Below are 22,027 nucleotides of genomic sequence, written 5' to 3' on the forward strand. Positions count from 1 at the left end.
CGGGAGAATTGTGGCGCAAAGGTAGGCAGAAGCGAAAACGCCCCCGCACCTAACCTTCGCTCAGTGCGCAAAGACTATCGCCACGCCACCAAAACTGCACCGGTGCCGGGCACTGCTACTTGCTCTTCATCGGCACAATTGGGGCGTCGGTCGGGATTTGGGGGGCGTGCGAGCAAAAGCGGGGGGTAGGGCCGGTTTGCGGCCGGTGGTTTGCAAAGGGATAAGCAGCCCCCTACCGATGCATAGGCCGGTGGCGCTCCAACTACCTCACCTTCAAGATTTAACTTTCTTCGTCATGAAAACCTTCCTCTTCGCTGCCCTCGCCACTGCTTTGTTCGCTACTGCTTCGGTGCAAGCTGCTCCGTTGCAACACGGCCCCGATTTTAACCAAGACCGCCGCCTCTCGCCCCGCGAGCAAGCCCGCTGGGATGCCGCGCACCGCAACGACCGCCGCGACGACCATTTTGACCGCAACCAAAACTTTGGGTTTGAGCGCGACCACCGCGTCACCCGCGACGAGCGCCGCCGCTGGGAAGCCGGCCACAACTATGGCTACGCCCAAAACCACCGCGTCAGCCCCCAGGAGCGCGCCCGTTGGGAGGATAGCTACCGCCGCTAGGTAGTAAAGCGTTAACGGATAAAATTCCTCAAAATCTTCGGCCGGATGGTCGGGGTTTTGGGGAATTCTGCTTAAAATAATAAAGGGGCAAGGTTGCGGTGCCCAGCCCTGCACTGGCAAAACTGCACAAGCTCCGGCAGGAAGCAACCAGCGGCCGCTAGCTTGCTAAAGGGTAGGGAAGCCAGCGACATGATGGCCTGGCCAACCGTGGGCTACTATTTTTGCAAGGCCTTAGGCAAAGCTTTCCGGGTGCAGCTAGCCGAGGCCCGCCCTAAAACCGCGCTGTTCAAGTAGTGCATATACGTTCTTTTCTTCCGCGCTGGGCCCTGCTGGGGGTAGTGGGGGTGCTGGTAGTGGCCGTGCTGCCGCTGCTGGCGCTGACGCAGTTTGCGCATCCGTACTTCGACGACTACGTTAATGCCAATGGCACGGCCGAGCTAGGCTATTGGGCCAGCCAAGTCCACACCTACCAAAACTGGTCGGGTCGGTACACCGCTGTATTTTTATCTACTACCCTTAATGCCCTAACCTGGTGGCCATTGGCCGCGCGGCTAAGTGGCCTGCGGCTGGTACTAGCGAGCGCCTTGCTGGGGCATTTGCTGGCGTTGCAGCAATTTTTTGGGGCGCTGCTAGCCGTGTTGGGCCAGCCGGCGCCGAGTAGTGCCCCGCCTCAGCCCAGCCGCCGCGGCGCGGCGTGGGGCGTAGCGCTGCTAGTGCTGGCGCTGGAGCTAAATGCGCTGCCCGAGCCCTTTTCGTTTTTGTATTGGTACGCGGCTTCCTTTGTGTACCAATTGGCCTGGGCATTCGGCTTGGGGTTTGGGGCAGCGGCGCTCCGGGCCGTGCTCTTGCCGGCGGGGCACGCGCGCCGCTGGTGGGCCACTGGGGCCGCTGTGTGCCTGGCGGCCGCCATCAGCAGCAGCGAGCTCGTGCTGCTAGCCTGCTTTGTGGGGCTGGCGGGACTAGGCTGGTGGGTGCGCCGCCACCAACCGGCCGCGTGGCGGCTATGGCTGATTTGGGTCAGGCTGGCGCTAGTGTGCGGAGCTGTGGCGGTGGCCGCGCCCGGCAACTGGCACCGGGCGGCCCTCACCGATGCTTATCCGCAGGCGCATCGCTGGCTACTGCTGCTACCACGCACCGGCTGGGCAGTGCTCGTAGGAGTGAGCCAGCCGCTGGTGCTGGCCAGCGCGCTGGGGCTAGCCGTCAGCTTATGGTGGCTGGGCGTACTGCTACGCCCCGCGCCAGCTACCCCGCCCAGCCGCGCCGATGTGCTGGTAGTAGCCAGCGGCTATGCTTTGCTTAACACAGTAGGGGTAGCGTTTATGAAAACCTTTTGGGTAGACCCCGTACTGAGCCGGGCAAGCAATCTGCTGGTCTGCCTCTTACTAGTATCAACGGCCGCCTTGGCGCTGTGGCTGGGTACGTGGTGGCAGCCAGTTGCGCTGCGCCGGCGTGGCAGCCGAGCGGTGCAACTGCTGGCAGTAGGGCTGCTTGGCCTGCTAGGGGCCGGTAAAACCGGCCGCGCCTGGCAGGAATGGCTGCTTGCGGCGCCCAGCTACGACCAGCAGATGCAGGCGCGCTATGCCCTATTGCGGCAGGCGCGGGCGCAGGGGCGGCTCTTGGTTTCGGTGCCGCCCCTGCGCCTGCCCGTGGTGCCGGGGGTGCTGGTGCCGCTGGCCGTGCCGGGCCGGCGCATCGAGTACAGTGTAGAAATACTGCCTGCCTACGCCGACAACCTCGAAATAGCCCGCTACTTTGGCCTGCAAGGGGTGCGCCGGCAGCCGGGGCTGCCTACCCAATAGCCATCCACAGGCTGGCCCACCTCCGAAGCCTAGTACCGAGCGGCTTGCGCGGGAAGTTCAATCGACGTGATGCGGGCGTTGGTCGGGGTTTGCGGGGGGTAGGCGCGAAAGTTGGCGCATGGGCCACGTTTACGGCCGGGCGTTTGCAAAGGGCTAGTTACCCCGCCGCTACTGGCTCGGTAACCAATTTGCTTTTTAGCGCCATGAAAACGTCCCTCTTTACTACCCTCGCCGCTACGGCGCTGCTCACGGCCACCAGCGTATTTGCTGCGCCCGCCCCTGGTAGCTTCAACCAAGGCCCCGGCCGCCGCGATGACAATTATGGCTACGCTAAAAACCACCGCGTAACGCCCCAGGAACAAGCCCGCTGGGAGGCTGCCCACCGCAACGACCGTCGCAACGACGACAAGTTTGACCGCAGCAAAAACTACGGCTTTGACCGCGACCACAAAGTGACCCGCGACGAGCGCCGCAACTGGGAGCAGGGCCACAACTACGGCTACGCCCAGAACCACCGCGTAACGCCCCAGGAGCGCGCCCGTTGGGAAGCCAGCTACCGCCGCTAAACCTACCCGCCGGGCCGGCGTCTAACCGCCAGCGTGGCCGGCCCGGCGCTTTTTTACTCCTTATTTTCTGTTAAAAAACCCATGAAAAAGTTTCTGTTGCCCTTGTTGGCGCTTGCCCTTTCTGCCACTGCTGCTTCGGCCCAGGCCGGCCCGCCGCAAGATGGTAGCCGCCCTACCCCCGAGGCCATGGCCGCCCGCCAGACCGAAGGCCTCACCAAGCAGCTGGGCTTGAGCACCGAGCAGTCGGCCAAAGTGCAGCAAATTATGCTAAGCCGCGACCAGGAAATGATGGCCATGCGCGGCCAAATGCAGGCCGGCACCGACCGCAGCCAGCTGCGCGAGCAGATGCAGGCCAACCGGGCTAAGTACGACGACCAGCTCAAGCAAGTGCTTACCTCCGACCAATTTACCAAGTACACTACTATGATGGCCAACCGCCGTGAGCGGGGCCGTGGCGCTGCCGAAGAAATGCAGGATGGCAAAGTGAAGGCCAAAAACGGCAAGGTGAAAATCAAAGCCAAAGCCGACAGCTAGGTCTTGCTTACGCCCTAGGTTAAATGAAAAAGCCCCGGCCAAGTGGCCGGGGCTTTTTGCGCTTTTCTGTGAAAACAAAGCCTAAAAAATGCCCGTGGTGTGGCGGCGCGATGAGTGGCTGGCGGGCCGGCCGCCGCGGTGCCGCGCCGTGGCCGAGTGCTGGCCGCCAAAGTGCAGGAAGCTGAAAAGCGGTCTATCCTGGTGGCTGTGGTTGCGGTAAGTTTTATATACCGGCACAAAGTTGCCGCGCGTGAGGCGGCTGTTGCGCAGGGCGTAGGGCTTGCGCTGGGCGGCGGCCGGGGTCGCATCGGCCACCGAGGCAGCTAGCCCCAGCAGGCACAAAAACAGGAAGGTAGCTCGTAGCATAAAAAGGGGGTAGTAAGAATGAATGCGCGCAGCCGCAGCCGCGAGTAACACGTTGCTACTGCCCCCTAAACTGCCTTCGGGCACGAATTAGTACATCGGCCTGCGCCTAATTCGACGCGGCCCCCGCCAGCCTCGACCGGCGCAGGTGCTTAATCGACTAAAAATAAGGAGTAGGGGCTAGTCGCTTTCCTTCAAAAAATAACCTCCTGCCTATCCTGCCCGTCTACCCTTTATCGCTACTTCGTTTCCGCTGCCCATGAGCCTTTGGCAAATCATCCAACGCCTGCTGCCCTTTGTGCAGCCCTACCGCCGGCTCGTCATTAGTACGCTGCTGCTCACCCTGGTGGGCTCGCTGGCCGCGCAGGTCAATCCCTTCGTGTTGCGCTACACCGTCGACACGGTGCAGGGTCTGCTCAACCAAGGCCTGGGCTTGGCGCAGGGCTGGCGCATGCTGGTGTGGGTAAGCGTGCTGCTGCTGGGCAAAGAATTACTCAATACGGGCATCACGTTTGGCCAGAAATACTACGGCGAAAAAATCCGCATCAGCGTGTCGGGGGCGCTCGCCGAGTCGGCCGTAACCAAGATTCTGGGTTATGAGCTGGGCTTTTTCACCGAGGCCGGCAACCAAACCGGCAAGCTCCAAACCCGCATCGACCGCGGCGTGGAAAGCCTGATGAAGTTGGTTCAAAACTTCTTTATTGATATTCTGCCGCTTTTTGCCAACGCCCTTGTGGCGCTGGTCGTCATGTTTGTGGCCAATAAGTGGGTAGGGCTGGTGGCCACGTCCATCCTACCCGTCTACTTTTGGCTAAGCTACCGGCAGGCCGACCGCCTCAACGGTACTCGCCGCAACCTGCGCAGCCTGCGCGAGGAAAAAAACCACGGCCTCATCAGTATTATTGATAGCATCGTGGTGATTAAGAGCTTTGTGCGCGAAGCGTACGAGGGCGAAAAGCAATTGGCTGTGCAGGATAAACTAGAAGCTGCGCAGCTGCAAACTCGCAAAACCAACTTTCGCTACGATGGCCTCAAATCGTTTTTCGAGCAGATTGGGGTAGTGGCTATCATTGTGCTCACCGCTTACCTCGTACTGGCGGGCCAAATGAGCATTGGGGCCATCATGTTCCATGTGCTGCTGTTCAACAACGTGTCGGCGCCCATTCGGCAGCTGCACCGCATCTACGACGAAATGAACGAAGCCCTGACCTACGCCGAGGGCTTTTTCGCCATCCTCGACGCCGACGACCAGACCGAGCGCCCCGGCCCGCTGCGCCCCGCCCACCTGTATGGGCGCTTTGAGCTGCGCCACGTCAACTTCACCTACCCCAGCGGTACCGCCGCGCTGCACGACGTAAGCATGACCATCGAGGCCGGCAAAACCACCGCGCTGGTTGGCCTTTCGGGGGCCGGCAAAAGCACGATTATTAACCTGCTCTGCGAATTCTACCGCCCCGACAACGGCGGCGTTTACCTCGATGGCCAGCCACTCAGCGAGTACGATACGCCCGCCCTGCGCCAGCAAATTGGCCTGGTGCTCCAGAAAAACCACATTTTTAAGGGCACGATTGAGGAGAATATCCGCTACGGCAATTTCAACGCTACCCAGGCTGAGATTGAAGCCGCTGCCCGCCAAGCCTACCTCCACGACCAGATTCTGGACCTGCCCAAGGGCTACCAAAGCGATGCACAGCAGCTCTCGGGCGGCCAGCAGCAGCGTATTGCCATTGCCCGGCTTTTCCTTAAAAATCCACCCATCATCTTCCTCGACGAGCCCACCGCTAGCCTCGACGCCATCGCCACTGAGCAAATCAAAAACAGCCTCGATGCCATCAAGCAGGGCCGCACGGTGGTCATCATTTCCCACAGCCTCGCCCAAATCGTGGATTCCGACTGCATCTACGTGATGAAAAAAGGCGAAATGGTGGAAAGCGGCACTCACCTAGAATTGTACGAAAAGCGCGGCACCTACCGCGAGATTTTTGACGCCTCGGCCCGCAGCTTGAACATTGAGAAACTGGCCAAAGCAATGGCCGATGACGGCGATGAGGTGCTGGATACGGCGCTCTAGCTACTTTTTGGGGTTAAACACCTATGCTTATTAAGTCAGCGTAGTTCAACACGCAAAATGCTGAAACGTAGCGTATTAATTGATTTGGCTGGGGTCGAGAGTAAGGTTGCAATTCATGAAGCATTTAAGCAACACCTTGGCTTTCCAACTTGGTATGGAGTCAGTTGGGACGCTTTTTGGGATGCTATCATCGCAGTTGTAGAGATGCCCGATGAAGTAATCTTAGTGCACTGGCAAGGCTTCGCACGCGCTTGCCCAAAGGATATGCAGATTTTACAGCAGATTATTCAGGATTATCACGAGCAAATTCCTACTAAGCAAATTCACCTCGCTGCCTAACGAAGGCCGGACTTTGGCTGCTAGCCCCCTCAAAACCCTGGTTGCCTTAGCGGCCGGGGTTTTGGCTTTATACCGAATTGCCAAGATGGAATACTCAACCACTTGTTAGGGGCCCTCCAGTTGCCATATGGCCATCAAGCGAAACTAGCGCCAATCCAGCGCTAGCTATTGTGTGGAAGTAGTATGGCCTAAGCTGCCTTATGCCCTTACCGACAAATTTTTTTGCATAATAAAATGGCGTTTGGAGCGCGTAAAGAAGCATTCTGACTTGGCCCTAGTTGCTTGGCTGAAGTGAAAACAAAGCTTTTAGCGAAAATTCGCTAAATAATAAAATTCGCAAGCGTAGTTTTGTGGCGTGTTGTAATACTGGTGCGAAGTGCTACGCAGGCGCTTGGCATTTTCCACCCTACCCCACCTCTATGTCCGTAACCGCTAACACTGCTGTTCTAAATCGTCTGCAACCGCTAGGATTTGCCCGCGTGGCCCACGCGCACCTAAACCCTACCCCTGCCGAATTGGTAGAGGCAGCCGTGTGCCGCGGCGAGGGTACGCTCACCGACACGGGCGCGCTGATGGCCGATACCGGCCGCTTCACGGGCCGCTCGCCCAAAGACCGATTTATCGTGCGCGATGTCATTACCCAAGACAGCGTGTGGTGGGGCGACATTAATATTCCTTTCGCGGCCGACCAGTTCGACCAATTGCACCAGAAAATGGTGGCTTACCTCGAAGACAAGGAGCTGTACGTGCGCGAAGCCTACGCCGGTGCCCACCCGGCTTCGCAACTCAAGCTGCGCGTGGTAAACGAGCTGGCTTGGCATAACTTATTCTGCCACAATCTCTTTCTGCGGCCGGAAGCCGGCGTTGATACGAGTTGGCTAGCTGACTTTAGCATCATTTGCGCTCCTGGCTTCGAGGCTGACCCAGCCGTAGATGGCACCCGCCAATCAAATTTCGCCGTTATCAACTTCAGCAAAAAGCTGCTGCTAATTGGCGGCACGGCCTACGCGGGCGAGATGAAAAAGGGTATTTTTGGTGTACTCAACTTCCTGTTGCCCCACGCGCAGGATACGCTGCCCATGCATTGCTCGGCCAACATTGGCTCGCATGGCGATGCGGCCATCTTTTTCGGCCTCTCGGGTACGGGCAAAACAACCCTCTCGACCGACCCTAACCGCCACCTGGTGGGCGACGATGAGCACGGCTGGCTACCGGGTCAGGGCGGCATTTTCAACTTCGAGGGCGGCTGCTACGCCAAGGTAATCGACCTTTTGGAGGAGAAGGAGCCCGAAATCTGGCAGGCTATCCGCTTCGGCGCCATCGTAGAGAATACGCGCTTTGTGCCGGGCACGCGCACCGTGGACTACGCCAATAAATCGGTGACTGAAAACACGCGCACCGCCTATCCCATCACGTACATCCCCAACATCGCGGTGCCGAGCGTGGGGCCGGTGCCGACGCACATTTTCTTCCTCACGGCTGATGCCACGGGCGTGCTACCCCCCATTAGCCGCCTCGACAAAAGCCACGCCATGTACCACTTCCTGTCGGGCTACACGGCTAAGGTAGCAGGCACCGAAATGGGCATTGTGGAGCCGCAGGCTACGTTTTCGGCTTGCTTCGGGGCGGTGTTCCTACCCCTGCATCCTACACGCTACGCCGAAATGCTAGGCCAAAAAATGGACGAGCACGCGGTGAACGTGTGGCTCGTGAACACCGGCTGGACGGGCGGCGGCTACGGCACCGGCCGCCGCATGCGCCTCAGCCATACCCGCACTTTAATTACGGCCGCGCTCACGGGCCAACTCGACGGGGTAAAGTTTCGCCCGCACCCAGTATTTGGGGTGGAAGTACCCGGTGCCGTGCCCGGTGTGCCCACCGATTTGCTGGACCCGCGCCGCACTTGGGCCGTCAAAACCGCCTACGACCAAGCCGCTAATGCGCTGGCTAATAAATTTGTCGCCAACTTCGAGAAGTACGCGGCCGCTGCCAGCCCCGAGATACTCGCCGGTGCTCCCATGGCTGTTTCCGAACCAGTAGTTGCCTAGAAATCTTTGACGAAAAGGGGACGTCCTGCTGACGACCGAAAGCATCTCCACCGCTTCATATAACGATGGGGTAGAGATGCTTTCGGTCGTCAGCAGGACGTCCCCTTTTCGTCTGATAATCAGTTTTATACCTTCAGTAGCGCTGCCTCGCGGTGGCCGGCCAATTGCTGCCACAGCAGGATAAGCACGGCCTGGGTCGTGTACTCGATGTTGGTTTGGCGGCCGCGGTCGATGTTAATCTGGCGGCTCACGGTGCCGCTGGGGGTAGCGCAGGCAATGCAAATGGTGCCCACTGGCTTAAGCGGGGTGCCGCCGCCGGGGCCGGCAATGCCGCTGGTGGCCAGCGCTACATCGCAGCCCAGGCGCGCACGGGCGCCTTCGGCCATTTCGCGCACGGTGGCTTCGCTCACGGCGCCGTGCTGGGCCAGGGTTTCGGCGTTTACGCCCAATAGGCTCTCCTTAAGGTCGTTATCGTAGGCTACCACGCTGCCCCGAAAATAAGCCGAGCTGCCGGGTACGCTGGTGATGCGGGCCGCCACCGCGCCGCCAGTGCAGCTCTCGGCGGTGCCGAGCTGCCAGTTTTTGGCTTTAAGCAGCTGGCCGATTACCACTTCAAGCGGCGAGTCTTCTTCGGCAAAAATGTAGTCGCCGATGCGCTCGCGCAGGGGGGGTAGGAGGGCCAGCATGCGGGCGCGCAGGTCGGGCTGGCCGTCGGCGGTGCCAGTGAGGCGCAGGCGCACGCTGCCCAAGCTAGGCAGGTAGGCCAGCTTAATAGTAGGGGGTAGGGCGTTTTCCCAGTCCTTAATTTTTTCGGCCAAAAACGACTCGCCCAGCCCAGCCGTCATCACCACCACGTGCTCGATGGGGGCGAGCTGAAACTTGCTTTGCAGCTTGGGCAGCACCTCATCGGTCATCAGCTTTTTCATTTCGAAGGGCACACCGGGCATACTGATGAACACCGTGCCCTGGTCCTCTAGCCACATGCCGGGCGCGGTGCCTACGGCATTGAATAGTACTTCGCAGCCAGCCGGCACCAGCGCCTGCTGGCGGTTTACGTCGAGCATGGGCCGGTTGAAGCGCTGGAAAATCTGCTCTACGTGGCGCAGCGTGGGCTCGTGTAGCACCAGTTCGCGGCCAAAATAGCGGGCCAGCACGTGCTTGGTGAGGTCGTCTTTGGTGGGGCCGAGGCCGCCAGTCATCAAGATAACTTTAGCGCGCTGGCGAGCCAGGTCCAGGGCCGCCACTATCTCGTCGGCGCGGTCGCTCACGCTCGTAATCTGGCGCACACGCAGGCCCAGGCGGCCCAGCTGCTGGCCCATAAAAGCCGAATTGGTATCCACGACCTGCCCGTAGAGCAGCTCGTCGCCGATTGTCATGATTTCAACGTCCATCGAGGGGGTAGGGATAGTTTGGCAGGGTTTTAAGAAGGACCTTTGCAACGGGTGCTTGCAGGACAGCTATACGAGCCGTCTGGTTTTTGGGCCCCACCTATTTCCTCTTATTTAGTTTATGAAAAATGTATTACTAGCGCTGGCGTTGCTCGGTGCTGTGCCAGCCCTGGCCCAAACTACCAAAAAAGCCACGACTACTAAAAAGACTACCGTGGTAAAAAAAGCGGCTACCCCCGCCAAGGCTACCCCCGCTAAAAAAGCTACCACCACTACCAAAGCGGCGGCAACTACCCCCGCGCCGGTTGCTGCGCCCGTAGCGCCCCTCACCGAGGCCGAGGCGAGTACGGGCCTGCGCGAAGCCCTCACCACCGGCGTTACCAAAGCCGTTGCCTTTGCTTCGGAACCCGATGGGTTTAACCTCAACGACGATATCCGCATCCCGTTTCCGCCCGATGCGCAGCTCGTGGCTACTACCCTTGGCTCGCTGCCGCTGGGCAAGCAGGCCGTAGAGCAAGTAACCAACTTGCTCAACCGCGCCGCCGAAGCCGCCGCGCCCGCCGCCAAGGATATTTTTCTCAATGCCGTGCAGCAGCTTACCCTCACCGATGCCCTCACGCTCGTAACGAGCGGTAGCAAAGATGCCGCTACCGTGCTGCTGCGCAAGAATTCGGAGGCGGCCCTCAATGCGGCCCTGCGCCCGAGCATCGTGCAGAGCCTCGACCAAGTAGGCGCCAATGCAGCCTACAGCAAGCTCATCGAGCGCTACAATAAAATTCCGCTCATGACGCCCGCCAAAACCAACCTCACCGACTACGTAACGGCCCAAACCGTAGATGGCCTGTTTGTGCTGCTGGCCCAGCAGGAAGCCAAAATTCGCCAGAACCCGGCCGCCCAGTCAACCGCTATTCTGAAGCGTGTGTTCGGCAGCAAGTAAGGGGTAGGGCACTAAAACAGGAACGTCCGGCCAACCCTAAGGGTAGCCGGACGTTCCTGTTTTTAAGCTTCTCTAGCTAGGCTAGCTTAGAAATCGTCGTAGTCGTCGCCGCGGCTGCGGCCGCGCGAGCCACCACTGCCGAAGGAGTCGTCATCGTCATCATCGGCGTCGAGGTCGTCATCTTCCAAGGGGCTCAGGCCGATGCTGCCATCGGGGTCTTCAGCCGCTTCGGCGGTCGAAAACTCGTCTTCGGTCATCGAAGCGAGGTCCAGTGCCTCATCGTGCGAAGAGCCGGTATCGCGCCACATCAGGTAGTCGGCGTATTTGGCCGACAGCTGGTCTTCGCCCGAGCCGCGGGTTTTGGCCCCGCCGGTGCGTGCAAAAGTGTCTAGGTTATCGTCGTCTTCGAGGGCGTCGTCGTCCAGGTTATCGTACTGTCGCATGGCAAAAAGGGCAGCAGGAAGTGAATAAATAAGGTTTCTAACGGAGCTGCGAAGATACGGCCGGAGCCGAAATGGGTTTTATTCGACCTTCATTTTTTCTGATTGGCCAGCTGCCGCAGGCTCAGGCGCGCAGGGCTACGTTTTGGTAAATTTCGGCCAGCGGCAGTTCCATGCCCAAATCGGGTAGCAAAATCACGTCGTCCAGCCCGGTAAAGCCATACACGTTCAGCAGCCCGTTTTCATTGCGCGAACCTAGCGACACGCGGGCCGCGTACTCCGTTACCAGCAGCACGTGCTGCACCGTTGGAATGCGGTAGTACGACTCAAATACCTGGGCAAAATGCGCGGGCATTGCGTGGGGCAATACCTTAACTAGTAGGCTGGGGTTGAGCAGGTTATCGTGGTGGCCATCGGGCCAAAACTCCGCTTCGCCGCACACCAGCGCCGCGTCGGGGTAGGTATAGAGCGGGCCGTCGGGCACGTATAGGCGCCGGTGGCTACCCTGCACTTTCCAGGGGCGGCCGTTTAGCTGCTGGGCCAGGCTGGTGCAGATATTGCCCGCCAGCATGGCGTGCGCCTCGCTCATGGCCGGCATTGGCAGCACTTCCCCATTCACGTATTCGCTGGGTTGAGACGCCCGTCGCTCGGCAGCTAGGTAGGCCTCTTCGGGGCTAGAAGGGGGGGTAGGCATGGGGTAAAAGGTGGAATAATTTCGTTAAACATACGGCTGCCCGCCACTCCATTCCCTACCCCCGGGCTACGACTGGAAGTCCGTAATCCGCACTTGCGCCTCGCAAAAGGCATATTCGGCCGGCACGTTGGAGGAAACGATAACCAGCCGGCCCGCGTCGCGCACTCGCGCCACGTGCTCCAGATACCAGGCCGCACCGGTGGCATCTAGGTTGGTGGTGGGCTCGTCGAGCAGCAGCAGCGGGGCTGCCGCGTACAGCGCCAGCCCTAGCTTGAGGCGCTGCTTCATGCCCGACGAAAACTCGCGCACCGGCTGGTGCCGCGCCTTTTGCAAGTACATGAGCTCAACCAACGCGGCGGGGGTAAGGCCCGGCCGCAGCGGTTTGAGGCGCGTGTGAAAGGCTAGCAGTTCTAGCAGCGTAAAGTCTTCGGGCAGTTCAAGATAGGGGGCGCAGTAAGCGAGCTGGCGCGGCACCTCGGCCACGGGCAGCGGCTGGCCGCCCAGCGTATAGGTCAGCTCGCCAGCGGTGGGTAGGAGCTGGCCTGCTAAAATGCTGAGCAGGGTGCTCTTGCCCGCGCCGTTGGGGCCCAGCACCGCCGTGGCCGTGCCGGGCCGAAAATCGTGGCTCAGGCCTTTAAAAATCCATTGGCGACCGTAGCGACGGCCCAGCCCGTGGGCTTTAATCTGCACTTTCTTCGCTTTTGCGGCGGCCGGGGCCTTTAATAATGCCGCGCTCGGCGCCGCGCACAAACTCCACTACCGTATCACGCTCCACCGAAAAAGGCACTTCGGCCTCGATGCGCGTGAGGGCATCTTGCATGCCCATACCGCTCAAATAAAGCAGCCGGTACAACTCATGAATTTCGTGGATGCGCGCTTCGGAAAAACCGCGGCGGCTCATGCCCACCGAGTTAACCCCAGCGTAGGTAAGCGGCTCGCGAGCGGCTTTCACAAAAGGCGGCACATCGGAGCGCACCAGCGAGCCCCCCGCAATAAAGGAGTGCGCGCCAATCTTAGTAAACTGGTGAATGGCCGTGGTGCCGCCGATAATTGCCCATTCGCCCACTTGCACGTGGCCCGCCATTTGGGTAGCATTGGAGATAACGCAGTGGTCGCCCACTAGGCAATCGTGGGCGATGTGTACATAGGCCTGTAGCAGGCAGTGGCTGCCCACCACGGTGCGCCCGCGGTCGATGGTGCCGCGATTCACGGTCACGCACTCGCGCAGCACAGTGTAGTCGCCCACGTGGGCCGTGGTTACTTCACCAGCAAACTTCAAATCTTGCGGAATAGCCGATACCACGGCGCCCGGAAATATCTGGCAGTGCGCGCCAATGCGCGCCCCATCCATAATGGTCACGTTGGGACCAATCCAAGTATTTTCGCCAATCTCCACGTCGCCGGCAATGGTAGTGAACGGTTCGACGGTAACCCCCGGCGCAAGCCGGGCAGCGGGGTGGATATAGGCGAGCGGAGAAATCATTTTTGGGAATTGATGGATTATAAATTATGAGTTAAGAATTAAGTGGGTATAAGCCAAGCAATTTGGGAGGGTAAACGCCAGCTTATAGCCCATAATTCAATAGCTTCATAATTAAACTAAACGTTATCCTTGCGCACGATGGCGGCGCTCATCTCGGCGTCGCACACCACTTTGCCATTCACAAAGGCCTGGCCTTTCATTTTGGCAATGCCGCGCTTGATAGGGGCCGTGAGCTGGCAATGAAAAATAACGGTGTCGCCGGGCAGTACCTTTTTGCGGAAGCGCGCATTCTCAATACCCAAAAAATACTGCCAATAGTTCTCGGGGTCGGGTACGGTATTCATCACCAAAATGCCGCCAGTCTGGGCCATGGCCTCAATCTGCAACACGCCGGGCATCACAGGATTACCCGGAAAATGACCCTGGAAAAAGGGCTCGTTCATGGTGATATTTTTCACCGCCGTCACCATCTGCGAGTCAAGGTGAATGACCTTGTCGAGCAGCAGGAAGGGGTAGCGATGCGGCAGCACCTGCATAATGCGGTTAATGTCCATCACCGGCTCGCGGGCGGGGTCGTACACTGGCACCGCGCTGGTGCGGTCTTCGAGCATGCGCTTTTTGATGCGCTTGGCGAAGGCTACGTTGGCCGCGTGGCCGGGGCGAGCGGCCAGAATCTGGCCTTTCAGCGGGCGGCCTACCAGGGCGAGGTCGCCCACGAGGTCGAGCAGCTTGTGACGGGCGGGCTCGTTTTTGTGGCGCAGGTCCACGTTGTTGAGGATGCCTTCCTTTTTTACCGACACCTTGGGCTTGCCCAGCATGGCGGCGAGTTCGTCGAGCTCGTCTTCGCTCACGGCGCGGTCAACGACCACGATGGCGTTGCTCAAATCGCCCCCCTTGATGAGGTTTGACTTGTAGAGGTATTCTAACTCGTGCAAGAAGCAGAAAGTGCGCGACGAAGCAATCTCGTCGCTAAACTGCCCAATATCGGTGAGCGACGCGTGCTGCGAGCCTAGGACCGGCGAGTTGTAGTCAACCATCACCGTGAGGCGGTAGTCGGAGAGGGGTAGGGCTGCTATTTCGACGCCCCGCGCATTATCCATGTAGCGGATAGTGTCGGGAATCTCGTAATAGTTGCGCAGTGCATTTTGCTCCTCAAAGCCCACCGTATTAAGGGCCTTGATGAACTCAAACGACGAGCCATCCATGATGGGCGGCTCGGGGCCACTGAGCTGGATGAGCACGTTATCGAGCTGCAAGCCCACTAGCGCCGCCAGCGTGTGCTCCACGGTGTTGATGCGAGCGCCGTTCTGCTCAATGGTCGTCCCGCGTGAAAGGTCCACCACGTTGTCGACGTCGGCATCCACGAGGGGCTGGCCAGGCAAATCAACGCGCTGAAACTTGTAGCCGTGGCCCACGGGCGCAGGACAGAAAGTCATGGTAGCCTCGGCGCCAGTGTGGAGGCCAATGCCCCGCACCGTAACGGGGGCCTTGATGGTGTGTTGTTTGTCGTTCATTTAGAAGCTGTTAGCTGTCAGCTGTTGGCTAATAGCTTTGGGGTCAGGAAAGCTAAAAAAAGAAGTCAGAACGTCGCTAACAGCTAACAGCTAACAGCCAACGGCTCAAACCGGGTGCAAAGCTAAAGCTTTTCCGGCGCTGGCTGGTTTTTTTCGAGGTTCACCACGCGTTGTTCCAGCTCGGGCAGGCGCCGAAAAACAACCTGGGCCCGCTGGTTCTGCTTAAAATCGAAGGCGGTAGAGCCTTGCAAAATCTGGCCTTCCTGCCGCACCGTTTTGCCGATACCAGCCTGCGCTGTGACGGTGGTTTTGTTGGCCAGCGATACGTGGCCAGCCATGCCTACTTGCCCGGCCAACACGCAATAGTCGCCCACTTTGGCCGAGCCCGCAATACCGGTTTGAGCCGCTATCACGGTGTGGCGGCCAATTTCCACGTTGTGCGCCAGTTGCACAAGGTTGTCAATTTTAGCGCCTTGCCGCACCACCGTGCTGCCCATGGTGGCGCAGTCGATGGTGGCGTTGGCGCCGATGCTCACATCGTCTTCGAGCACCACGTTCCCAATCTGCGGAATGGCCTTGTATGAGCCGTCGGCCTGCGGCGCGAAGCCAAAGCCATCGGTGCCCACGACTGCGCCGGCCTTCACCACGCAACGCTGGCCGATGACGGTGTCGGAATAAATCTTGGCCCCCGCGTGAATAATACTATTGTCGCCGATGCGCACCCGGTCGCCGATGTAGGCGTGCGGAAAAATCAGCACGTTTTCGCCCAGCACGCAGCCCTCGCCGATGTACGAAAAAGCGCCGCGGTAATGCCCGGCGCCAATTGTGGAGCTCTCGCCCATAAAGGCGGGCTGCTCAACGCCGCGCCGCGCCGTGCGGGTCGCTTGCTGGTAAAATTCGAGCAGCTTGGTAAAGGCCAAATAGGGCTCGGTTACCCGGATGAGGGTAGGGCTTACCGGCTGGCGCAAAATCAACTCGGGGCTGACAATGACGGCGGTAGCGCCAGTAGTGTAGAGGTAGGGCTCGTATTTGGCATTCGCCAGGAACGCCAAGGAGCCGGGGCCGGCTTCTTCAATTTTTGCCAGGCCGGTAACGGCAGCGGTGGCGTCGCCTTCGACGGTGCCGCCCAGCACGTGGGCAATCTGACCAACGGTAAATTCCATAGGCCGCAAAAGTACGGGCCGCGCCCGCTACGGCAGGTGCAGAATATCGGTGCCGAAGTAATCGTGCAGCCGCGCACGCAGCAAGTCGATAAGCGCCGCGTCCTGAAAGGGATAGTCGTCGGGGATGCGCAGGTTGATAATTGCCTTGCCGCGCAGCTCGTCTTGAAACTTGGCGCGCAGGCGGTCGGCGTGCCGTTTTTCCATCACAAATACGATGTCGGCCCAGCCCAGGTGCCCGGCCGAAACCCGTATCCGCGCGCCCGGCTCGGTGCCTGCCGAGCGGGCCTGCATCAGCGGATGCTCATCAAAAAGGCGCTCGGCCGTGAGGCTGCGCCAGCGGTTTTGACTGCAAATAAAAAGCAGCTGGCGTGGTAGGGAGGGGGTAGGGGTTGGCGATAGAGGCATTAATTGAAAGCAAGGATAGACAGCTTTCTAATAGACCGTTATGCCGAGCGCAGCGCAGCATCTCGCGTGGGGCAGTAACCCCTGGCGTTAGAAATTACTGCTGCACGCGAGATGCTGCGCTGCGCTCGGCATAACGGTCCCTTTTTACGATAATTCCTTACTTAATCCACATCCGTTACGCGCACTTTCACGCCTTTTACCTTGGCGCCATTCAGGCGCTCCAGCAATTGCGCGGCTTGCGCGCGCGGCACGGCCACGTACGAATAAAAATCGAACACTTCGATGCGGCCAATAGCTTCGCGGTCGAGGCCGCCCACGTTGACGAAGGCACCTACCAAGTCGTGGGCGCTCACTTTGTGCTTTTTGCCGGCCGTAACGTGGAGCGTCACCGTTTCGGGGCGGGGCGGGCGCGGGGCGCTGGCGGCGGGCAGAGGCGGCGGGCTTAGGCGGGCCCACTGCACATCTTGGGCGGCGGGCCAGCCCTGTACCCTGGTTTGCTCGGGGGGGGTAGCGAGCAGGTGGGCGGTGCCCGCTACGCCCGCCCGCGCCGTGCGCCCGGCGCGGTGCTGGAAGGTTTCGGCATCATGCGGCAGGTCGTACTGGATGACCGTGTCGAGCGAAGGCACATCGAGGCCGCGGGCAGCTACGTCGGTGGCTACCAAGGCCTGCGCCGAGTTATTGCGCAGCTTCATGAGGGCTTTGTCGCGCTCGGGCTGGGGCAATTTGCCGTGCAGTACCTCGGCAGCTACCCCCCGGCCGCGCAGAAACTGCGCCAGCTCCTGCACCAACTCGCGGGTATTGGCGAAGATGAGCGTTTGGCCGGTGCCGGGCTGCTGCAACAGGTGGTAGAGGGCGGCGGGCTTTTGCTCCACGGCGTTCAACAAGTGGCCGCGCAGCGTGAGCGACGACGGCATGCTGGCCGCGCCCGCCTCGCCGTGGGCGTCGTTGCCCAGGCCGCCGGAGGCGGCCAGCATGCGCGGGCGAGTGAGGTAATCGCGCACCAGGGCCATCACCTTATCGGGCATGGTGGCCGAGAACAAGAGCGTTTGCCGGCGCCGGGGCAAGCGGCTAACGATGGTCGCCATTTCCTGCTGAAATTTCAGCTCCAGCAACTTATCGGCCTCATCCAATACCATGACTTTGAGCTGGTTCGGGATGATATTGCGCTTTTCTAGGTGGTCGAGTAAACGGCCGGGGGTAGCCACCACTATGTGCGGCGTTTGCTGCAAGGTCTTCACCTCGTCGCGCATGGCGTGGCCGCCGTAGAGGGCCGCTACCCGCAGGCCGGGCGCCTCTAGGTACTTGCCCAGCGACTTGAGCGCCTCGCGTACTTGCAAGGCCAACTCGCGGGCCGGCACAATAATGATGGCCTGCACGGCCTTCACCTTGGGGTCAATTTGGGCCAAGATGGCGAGGCCATAGGCCGCAGTTTTGCCCGAGCCAGTGGGCGCTTGGCCAGCCACGTCCTGCCCTTCGAGGGCGGGCGCGAGCACGAGCGCCTGCACGGGGGTAGGCTGCGTAAAGTTCAGCTCGGCCAGTGCCTGGAGGAGCGGGGCCGAGAGGTTAAAATCGGCGAAAGATGCGGGGGTATTCACTCAGCAAAGGTACGGCCGGCGGCAATGGGGAATTTGGCAGGAAAGGTTTGGAGTTTAAAATCAGGCGTTTGGAAGGAGAAATGAGCAAAGTTGAGGCTATAATTCCACCTGCTACATCCGTGACTTACTCCGCTATATTAACCAACCGGTAGCGCACAGCGGACTTCTTGGGCCGGATGTCGAGCCCCACATGGTGCGCGTAGGCTTGGGTAAAAGCCGCGCCAAAATAAAAAATCATGGCCGAGTAAAACACGAACAGCAGCACCAGCACCAAGCTGGCCGCTGGGCCGTAGATGGGGCCTAGGTCGCGGCCTACCAGCAGCAAGCTCAGTACCCGTTCGCCCGCCTCAATGAGCACTGCCGTGAGCACCGCGCCGCGCCGCACTGCCCGCCAGGGTACTTTGGCTGCGCTGAGCGTGCGAAACACGTAGCCACACCACGCCGCCAGAATGAGCAGGCTCACCACTGCGTTCAGGCCCTGCACCAAGTAGTAGGCAAACGTGGCGTCGAAGCCGGCAATGGCATTGGCGAAAAACCCCAGCGCGGCATCGGCCGAAAAAGCTAGAACCGATAGCCCCGCCGTGGCCAGCAGCACACCCGCCGAGCGCACGCGCTCGCGCAGCGCCACCGCCACCTGGCTAAGCTGACGCCGCGGCCGCACGTGCCATAACTGATTGAGCGAGTGTTGAATAACGGTGAATAGCGTAGTGGCTACGAACACCAAAAAGGCAAACCCCAGCCACGTAATGAGCCGGGTGCGGCCCGCATTGGCCACGTTGTGCACCGTTTGCTCGACCATGCCGGCCGCCGAGGCGCCTAGCAGTTGGCTCAGCTTGGTTAGCAGCATCATGCGGGCGCCGCGCGCCGAGTACACCGAGCCCAGCAATTGCACCAAGATGATGACGATGGGGGGTAGGGCAAACGACGTAAAGAAAGCCGTGGCCGCGCCCAGCCGCAGGGGGTCGTTGTCGCCCAGCTCGCGGGCAGCGCGGCGCAGTAACAGCCACTGCTCTAGCCACCAGGGCAGGTGGTGGGGAGGGAGGATAGAAACGGAAGCTTGGGGCTTAGGCATAGGAAACTTAACGCCAGTCAGACAACATTTTGTGCCAGACTGGGTAAAAAAGCACGGCTGACCTTGGCCGCTACCCCCGCCGGGCTGGCTGGGGGTAGGACCTAACACGTATTATCTCGGCTAGTTACGCATGACTATCACTTCTATATCAGCCGCTGGCGTGCGGGCGCTGCCCGAGCCGCCCCCTCGCACTTGGGTGCAGCGCCGGCTCCTCGACCCGTTTATGAGCCTGCTTAAGGCAGGCCTAGCTCCCAGTAGCCTGGCGCTCACGGTGGGGCTGGGGGTAGCGTTTGGGCTGGCGCCCATCTTTGGCCTCACCACCCTTATCAGCACGCTGGTGTCGCTGCGGCTGCGCCTCAATGTGGCAGCTATGCAGCTAGTATGCCACCTGCTAAGCCCGCTGCAAGTGCTGCTGCTGCTGCCTTTGCTGCGCTGGGGCGCCGCGCTGCTCGGCCACGGCCAAGAAGTGGCTCACCTGAGCATCGACCAGATAAAGCACCTCATCAGCACCCAAGGCTGGGGCGTGCTGCACCTATTATGGCGCGCCGAATTGGGGGCCCTCCTGATTTGGGCCGTAGCCGCCATACCCGTGGTGCTTGCACTTTATGTGGGGCTGCAACCATTATTTCGCAAGCTGGTGAAGCGCCACGAAGAAGCCGAAGCAGTGGTGCCGGTAGTTCTAAAGTAGGGGTAGGAGTTGAGTAATCAAAAAATAAAAACGTCCTGCTGAGCTTGCCGAAGCATCTTGGCCGCATCGTCGGATTAGTAACCCAATGGCGCGAGCGAGATGCTTCGGCAAGCTTAGCAGGACGTGCTAGTTTAGACTAGCTCTTAGCCTACGCTTGGTAAATAGGCGCTACTTCGGGCTGGCGGAAGTACGGGTTCACACCCTCGTCCGAAGTCAAATCGAGCAGCATCAAATCCACGTGCTGGAAATCGCCGGTACGGCCTTCCAGCGCTTGGCCAAGCTGGCTCATAAACTCGGGGTTCTGGTCGGTGGTGGCAAAGCCTAGCAGCAGACGCGGGGGCTGGCTGGTGTCGCCGGCTAGCTGCATCTGCGCCACATAGATAGCGTTGATAGCCGGCTGGGTGGCGGCGAAAGTTGCCAGCGACTCTACCAGCCCTTCGGGCAGCGGGTCGGGGGTGCTGAGCGTCACTTGGGCATCGGCGGGTAGGCCACCGCCCTGGCTGAGCTGGCCCGCCAGCAGGGCCTGGATTTCGGCGGCCGGCAGCAGCTTGCCAGCTGGCGAAAAGGGGTTCAGCACGCAGTCTTGGCCCTGCACCATGGCGAAGAACGCCTGGCCCGGAATCGGCACCCAGCTCATGTCGCTGTGGTCGAGGCCGCCGTCGTGCAGGCGTGCCTCCGAGGTGAAGATGGGCAGGCGGCCATCTTGCAATACTTGTAGTTGAATCTGCTGGCCTTCTTCGAGTTGTACTTCGCCGGGCTTAAGGTTTTCGTCGGGCGCCAGCACCATCAGAATGTTTTCTTGCAGCAGAGCCTGGTAAAACGCCGGGCGGGCGTTTTCATCCACCGGGGCCAGCAGCAGCAAGTGCTCCAGAATATTCTGGGGCTCGAAGGGGAACTCCGGCTCGGGCGGCGCGGGGGCCTGCTGGGCCAGCGGCTCGGGCATGGGCGGAATGCCGGGGGTAGGCGGCGCCACATAGTTGGAACCCTGGTAGCGGGGACCCGACTTAGAAGCCGGGGCCGCCGTGCCTTCGGCCGGGGTGGGAGGGGTAGGGGTGGCCGGGGCCGACTCAGGTTTTTTTAGGAAGTCGAAGAGACCCATAATAACAGAGAGATGAACAGATGAAACAAAGGTAGCTTAGCGTTCGCCGCAGGCCTGCAATTCGGCCTCGGTGCCCGCAATGGTGCGGGCACCCGCCGGACCAGGGTGGTTGCCCCAGTGGGTTTCAATATAATTGAGCAAGTTGGTAATCTGGGCCGGCGATAAGTGGCGGTGCGAGGTCGTGTCCTGCACCCCCAGCATCAATTGGTTGTAGCTCACGCCATTCACCACAATAGGCCCTTTCAGGCCTTGGCGCACAATGCAAGCTAGCGAGGCCGAGTGCTGGGCCAAATAATCGGAGCCCGCCAGCGGTGGCACCAGCTGGCCAATGCCCTGGCCCTGCTCGCCGTGGCAGCTGGCGCAGTGCTGGCCATACAGGCGCTCGCCCTGGTGGCCCTTGTTGGTGAAGCAGCTGGGCAGCGCCAGCAGCCCCGCCAGTGGCAGCAGGTAACGAAGCGCAAACGAGCGGCCAGCCAGCACCATAGCCACCTAGCGCTGCGCCGTGGCCGGCTGGCCCTGCCGGGTTTTCACCTCGGCCAGCAGCTCGGGCAGCTCTTTCTGGAGGCGGGCGGTTTCGTTGGGGTTGAGGCTGTCGTAGAGGCCACGCACGTGGCCCTGGTCGTCTACCAGCGCGAAGGTGCCGCTGTGCGCAATGCCGCCGGGCGCCGCCTTATCGGGCATGGCCCCGGTGAAATAGGCCTTGGCCAGCGCGTAGGCCGTGTCGCGGCTGGCGCGCACAAACTGCCAGTGGCCGCCGTTGTCGGCCACGCCCAAGCGGCGAGCGTAGTCGCGCAGTACGGGTAGGCTATCGTGGTCGGGGTCAATGGTGTGCGACACAAAAACTACCCCCGGATTGGTAGCGTATTGCTTGTATACTTTCAGCAATTCGCTCTGCATTTTGGGGCAAATGCCGGGGCAGGTAGCGAAAAAGAAATCGGTGATATAGACCTTGTGCGCCAAGCTCTGGTTGGTGACGAGCTTCCCATCCTGGTCGTGCAGCCGGAAAGCGGGCACCGTAGGGTACACCGTATCGCCGGGGGCGCGTACCTCGGGCTCGCCGAGGTAGGGTAGGCGGGCGGTTTGGGTGGCGGCCGGGCCGCCGCAACTAGCCAGGAGCAGGCCAGCCAACAAAGCCGGCGCCGCAAGGCGACAAAAAGCGTGGTAGAGCATCAAATTACTAAGCAAAAATGAAGGCCATCCGGTTCCGGCC

23 protein-coding genes are annotated in these 22,027 nt (G+C 60.5%); 9 read left to right on the forward strand and 14 right to left on the reverse strand.

Annotation, left to right across the window (positions count from 1 at the left end; genetic code table 11):
- Positions 1 to 295 precede the first annotated feature (295 nt).
- The 4 genes from GO988_RS13330 to GO988_RS13345 all read left to right on the forward strand — a co-directional run bounded on the left by GO988_RS13330 (position 296) and on the right by GO988_RS13345 (position 3,518).
- Complete coding sequence (locus tag GO988_RS13330; protein WP_157566225.1) at positions 296 to 619, forward strand: hypothetical protein; 324 nt, start codon at positions 296 to 298, stop codon at positions 617 to 619.
- A 293-nt stretch (positions 620 to 912) separates the two neighbouring features.
- Positions 913 to 2,418 carry a hypothetical protein gene (locus GO988_RS13335; protein WP_157566227.1) on the forward strand — a complete coding sequence of 502 codons (1,506 nt, stop codon included), beginning with the start codon at positions 913 to 915 and terminating at the stop codon, positions 2,416 to 2,418.
- A gap of 203 nt (positions 2,419 to 2,621) precedes the next feature.
- Positions 2,622 to 2,984, forward strand: coding sequence for a hypothetical protein (locus GO988_RS13340; protein ID WP_157566229.1), 363 nt, complete (start codon positions 2,622 to 2,624; stop codon positions 2,982 to 2,984).
- 81 nt (positions 2,985 to 3,065) lie between these two features.
- Positions 3,066 to 3,518, forward strand: a complete 453-nt coding sequence (locus GO988_RS13345; protein ID WP_157566231.1) for a hypothetical protein — start codon at positions 3,066 to 3,068, stop codon at positions 3,516 to 3,518.
- A gap of 81 nt (positions 3,519 to 3,599) precedes the next feature.
- On the opposite strand, the gene GO988_RS13350 is transcribed toward GO988_RS13345, so the two are convergent.
- Positions 3,600 to 3,884 carry a hypothetical protein gene (locus GO988_RS13350; protein WP_157566233.1) on the reverse strand — a complete coding sequence of 95 codons (285 nt, stop codon included), beginning with the start codon at positions 3,882 to 3,884 and terminating at the stop codon, positions 3,600 to 3,602.
- 256 nt (positions 3,885 to 4,140) lie between these two features.
- Between GO988_RS13350 and GO988_RS13355 the strand changes: the two genes are divergently transcribed.
- From GO988_RS13355 to pckA, 3 genes are all read left to right on the forward strand, one after another.
- Positions 4,141 to 5,952 carry an ABC transporter ATP-binding protein gene (locus GO988_RS13355; protein ID WP_157566236.1) on the forward strand — a complete coding sequence of 604 codons (1,812 nt, stop codon included), beginning with the start codon at positions 4,141 to 4,143 and terminating at the stop codon, positions 5,950 to 5,952.
- A gap of 57 nt (positions 5,953 to 6,009) precedes the next feature.
- The gene (locus GO988_RS13360) at positions 6,010 to 6,291 is read left to right on the forward strand and encodes a barstar family protein (RefSeq protein WP_157566238.1); all 282 of its coding nucleotides are present in this window, start codon (positions 6,010 to 6,012) and stop codon (positions 6,289 to 6,291) included.
- A gap of 419 nt (positions 6,292 to 6,710) precedes the next feature.
- A complete protein-coding gene (pckA, locus tag GO988_RS13365; RefSeq protein ID WP_157566240.1) occupies positions 6,711 to 8,339 on the forward strand; it encodes a phosphoenolpyruvate carboxykinase (ATP) in 1,629 nt (542 codons plus the stop codon).
- Between the two features lie 125 nt (positions 8,340 to 8,464).
- Here pckA and GO988_RS13370 read toward each other — a convergent pair whose 3' ends face one another.
- Positions 8,465 to 9,730: a competence/damage-inducible protein A gene (locus GO988_RS13370; RefSeq protein ID WP_157566242.1), complete on the reverse strand. Its 1,266-nt coding sequence runs from the start codon at positions 9,728 to 9,730 to the stop codon at positions 8,465 to 8,467.
- A 118-nt stretch (positions 9,731 to 9,848) separates the two neighbouring features.
- On the opposite strand from GO988_RS13370, the gene GO988_RS13375 reads away from it, so the two are divergent.
- A complete protein-coding gene (locus GO988_RS13375) occupies positions 9,849 to 10,664 on the forward strand; it encodes a DUF4197 domain-containing protein (protein WP_157566244.1) in 816 nt (271 codons plus the stop codon).
- A gap of 86 nt (positions 10,665 to 10,750) precedes the next feature.
- On the opposite strand, the gene GO988_RS13380 is transcribed toward GO988_RS13375, so the two are convergent.
- The 9 genes from GO988_RS13380 to GO988_RS13420 form a co-directional block, all read right to left on the reverse strand.
- Entirely contained in the window at positions 10,751 to 11,107 is a 357-nt protein-coding gene (locus tag GO988_RS13380) for a hypothetical protein (RefSeq protein ID WP_157566246.1), read from the reverse strand.
- Between the two features lie 121 nt (positions 11,108 to 11,228).
- The gene (locus GO988_RS13385; protein ID WP_157566248.1) at positions 11,229 to 11,798 is read right to left on the reverse strand and encodes a Uma2 family endonuclease; all 570 of its coding nucleotides are present in this window, start codon (positions 11,796 to 11,798) and stop codon (positions 11,229 to 11,231) included.
- A 66-nt stretch (positions 11,799 to 11,864) separates the two neighbouring features.
- The gene (locus GO988_RS13390; protein WP_317164866.1) at positions 11,865 to 12,488 is read right to left on the reverse strand and encodes an ABC transporter ATP-binding protein; all 624 of its coding nucleotides are present in this window, start codon (positions 12,486 to 12,488) and stop codon (positions 11,865 to 11,867) included.
- Complete coding sequence (gene lpxA, locus GO988_RS13395) at positions 12,478 to 13,281, reverse strand: acyl-ACP--UDP-N-acetylglucosamine O-acyltransferase (protein WP_157566252.1); 804 nt, start codon at positions 13,279 to 13,281, stop codon at positions 12,478 to 12,480. Before lpxA ends, GO988_RS13390 begins: the two co-directional genes overlap by 11 nt.
- 116 nt (positions 13,282 to 13,397) lie before the next feature.
- Positions 13,398 to 14,795 (reverse strand): bifunctional UDP-3-O-[3-hydroxymyristoyl] N-acetylglucosamine deacetylase/3-hydroxyacyl-ACP dehydratase, encoded by a 1,398-nt coding sequence (locus tag GO988_RS13400; RefSeq protein WP_157566254.1) that lies wholly within the window; start codon positions 14,793 to 14,795, stop codon positions 13,398 to 13,400.
- Positions 14,796 to 14,917: 122 nt separating this feature from the next.
- On the reverse strand, positions 14,918 to 15,958 hold the full coding sequence (gene lpxD, locus GO988_RS13405) for a UDP-3-O-(3-hydroxymyristoyl)glucosamine N-acyltransferase (RefSeq protein WP_157566256.1): 1,041 nt from the start codon (positions 15,956 to 15,958) through the stop codon (positions 14,918 to 14,920).
- Between the two features lie 27 nt (positions 15,959 to 15,985).
- Positions 15,986 to 16,363 carry a low molecular weight protein tyrosine phosphatase family protein gene (locus GO988_RS13410; protein ID WP_157566258.1) on the reverse strand — a complete coding sequence of 126 codons (378 nt, stop codon included), beginning with the start codon at positions 16,361 to 16,363 and terminating at the stop codon, positions 15,986 to 15,988.
- Between the two features lie 161 nt (positions 16,364 to 16,524).
- Positions 16,525 to 17,958: a DEAD/DEAH box helicase gene (locus GO988_RS13415; protein WP_157566260.1), complete on the reverse strand. Its 1,434-nt coding sequence runs from the start codon at positions 17,956 to 17,958 to the stop codon at positions 16,525 to 16,527.
- 124 nt (positions 17,959 to 18,082) lie between these two features.
- Entirely contained in the window at positions 18,083 to 19,030 is a 948-nt protein-coding gene (locus GO988_RS13420) for a YihY/virulence factor BrkB family protein (protein WP_157566262.1), read from the reverse strand.
- Positions 19,031 to 19,160: 130 nt separating this feature from the next.
- Here GO988_RS13420 and GO988_RS13425 point away from each other — a divergent pair, with 130 nt between their 5' ends.
- Positions 19,161 to 19,718 carry a DUF2062 domain-containing protein gene (locus tag GO988_RS13425; RefSeq protein ID WP_157566264.1) on the forward strand — a complete coding sequence of 186 codons (558 nt, stop codon included), beginning with the start codon at positions 19,161 to 19,163 and terminating at the stop codon, positions 19,716 to 19,718.
- A 148-nt stretch (positions 19,719 to 19,866) separates the two neighbouring features.
- Here GO988_RS13425 and GO988_RS13430 read toward each other — a convergent pair whose 3' ends face one another.
- The 3 genes from GO988_RS13430 to GO988_RS13440 are packed head-to-tail and all read right to left on the reverse strand — an operon-like array spanning position 19,867 to position 21,987.
- Positions 19,867 to 20,817, reverse strand: a complete 951-nt coding sequence (locus tag GO988_RS13430) for an enhanced serine sensitivity protein SseB C-terminal domain-containing protein (RefSeq protein ID WP_157566266.1) — start codon at positions 20,815 to 20,817, stop codon at positions 19,867 to 19,869.
- Between the two features lie 36 nt (positions 20,818 to 20,853).
- A complete protein-coding gene (locus GO988_RS13435) occupies positions 20,854 to 21,300 on the reverse strand; it encodes a c-type cytochrome (protein WP_157566268.1) in 447 nt (148 codons plus the stop codon).
- 6 nt (positions 21,301 to 21,306) lie between these two features.
- A complete protein-coding gene (locus GO988_RS13440; protein WP_157566270.1) occupies positions 21,307 to 21,987 on the reverse strand; it encodes an SCO family protein in 681 nt (226 codons plus the stop codon).
- Between the last annotated feature and the right edge of the window lie 40 nt (positions 21,988 to 22,027).

The sequence above is a fragment of the Hymenobacter ginkgonis genome (assembly GCF_009755225.1).
GTDB lineage: Bacteria > Bacteroidota > Bacteroidia > Cytophagales > Hymenobacteraceae > Hymenobacter > Hymenobacter ginkgonis.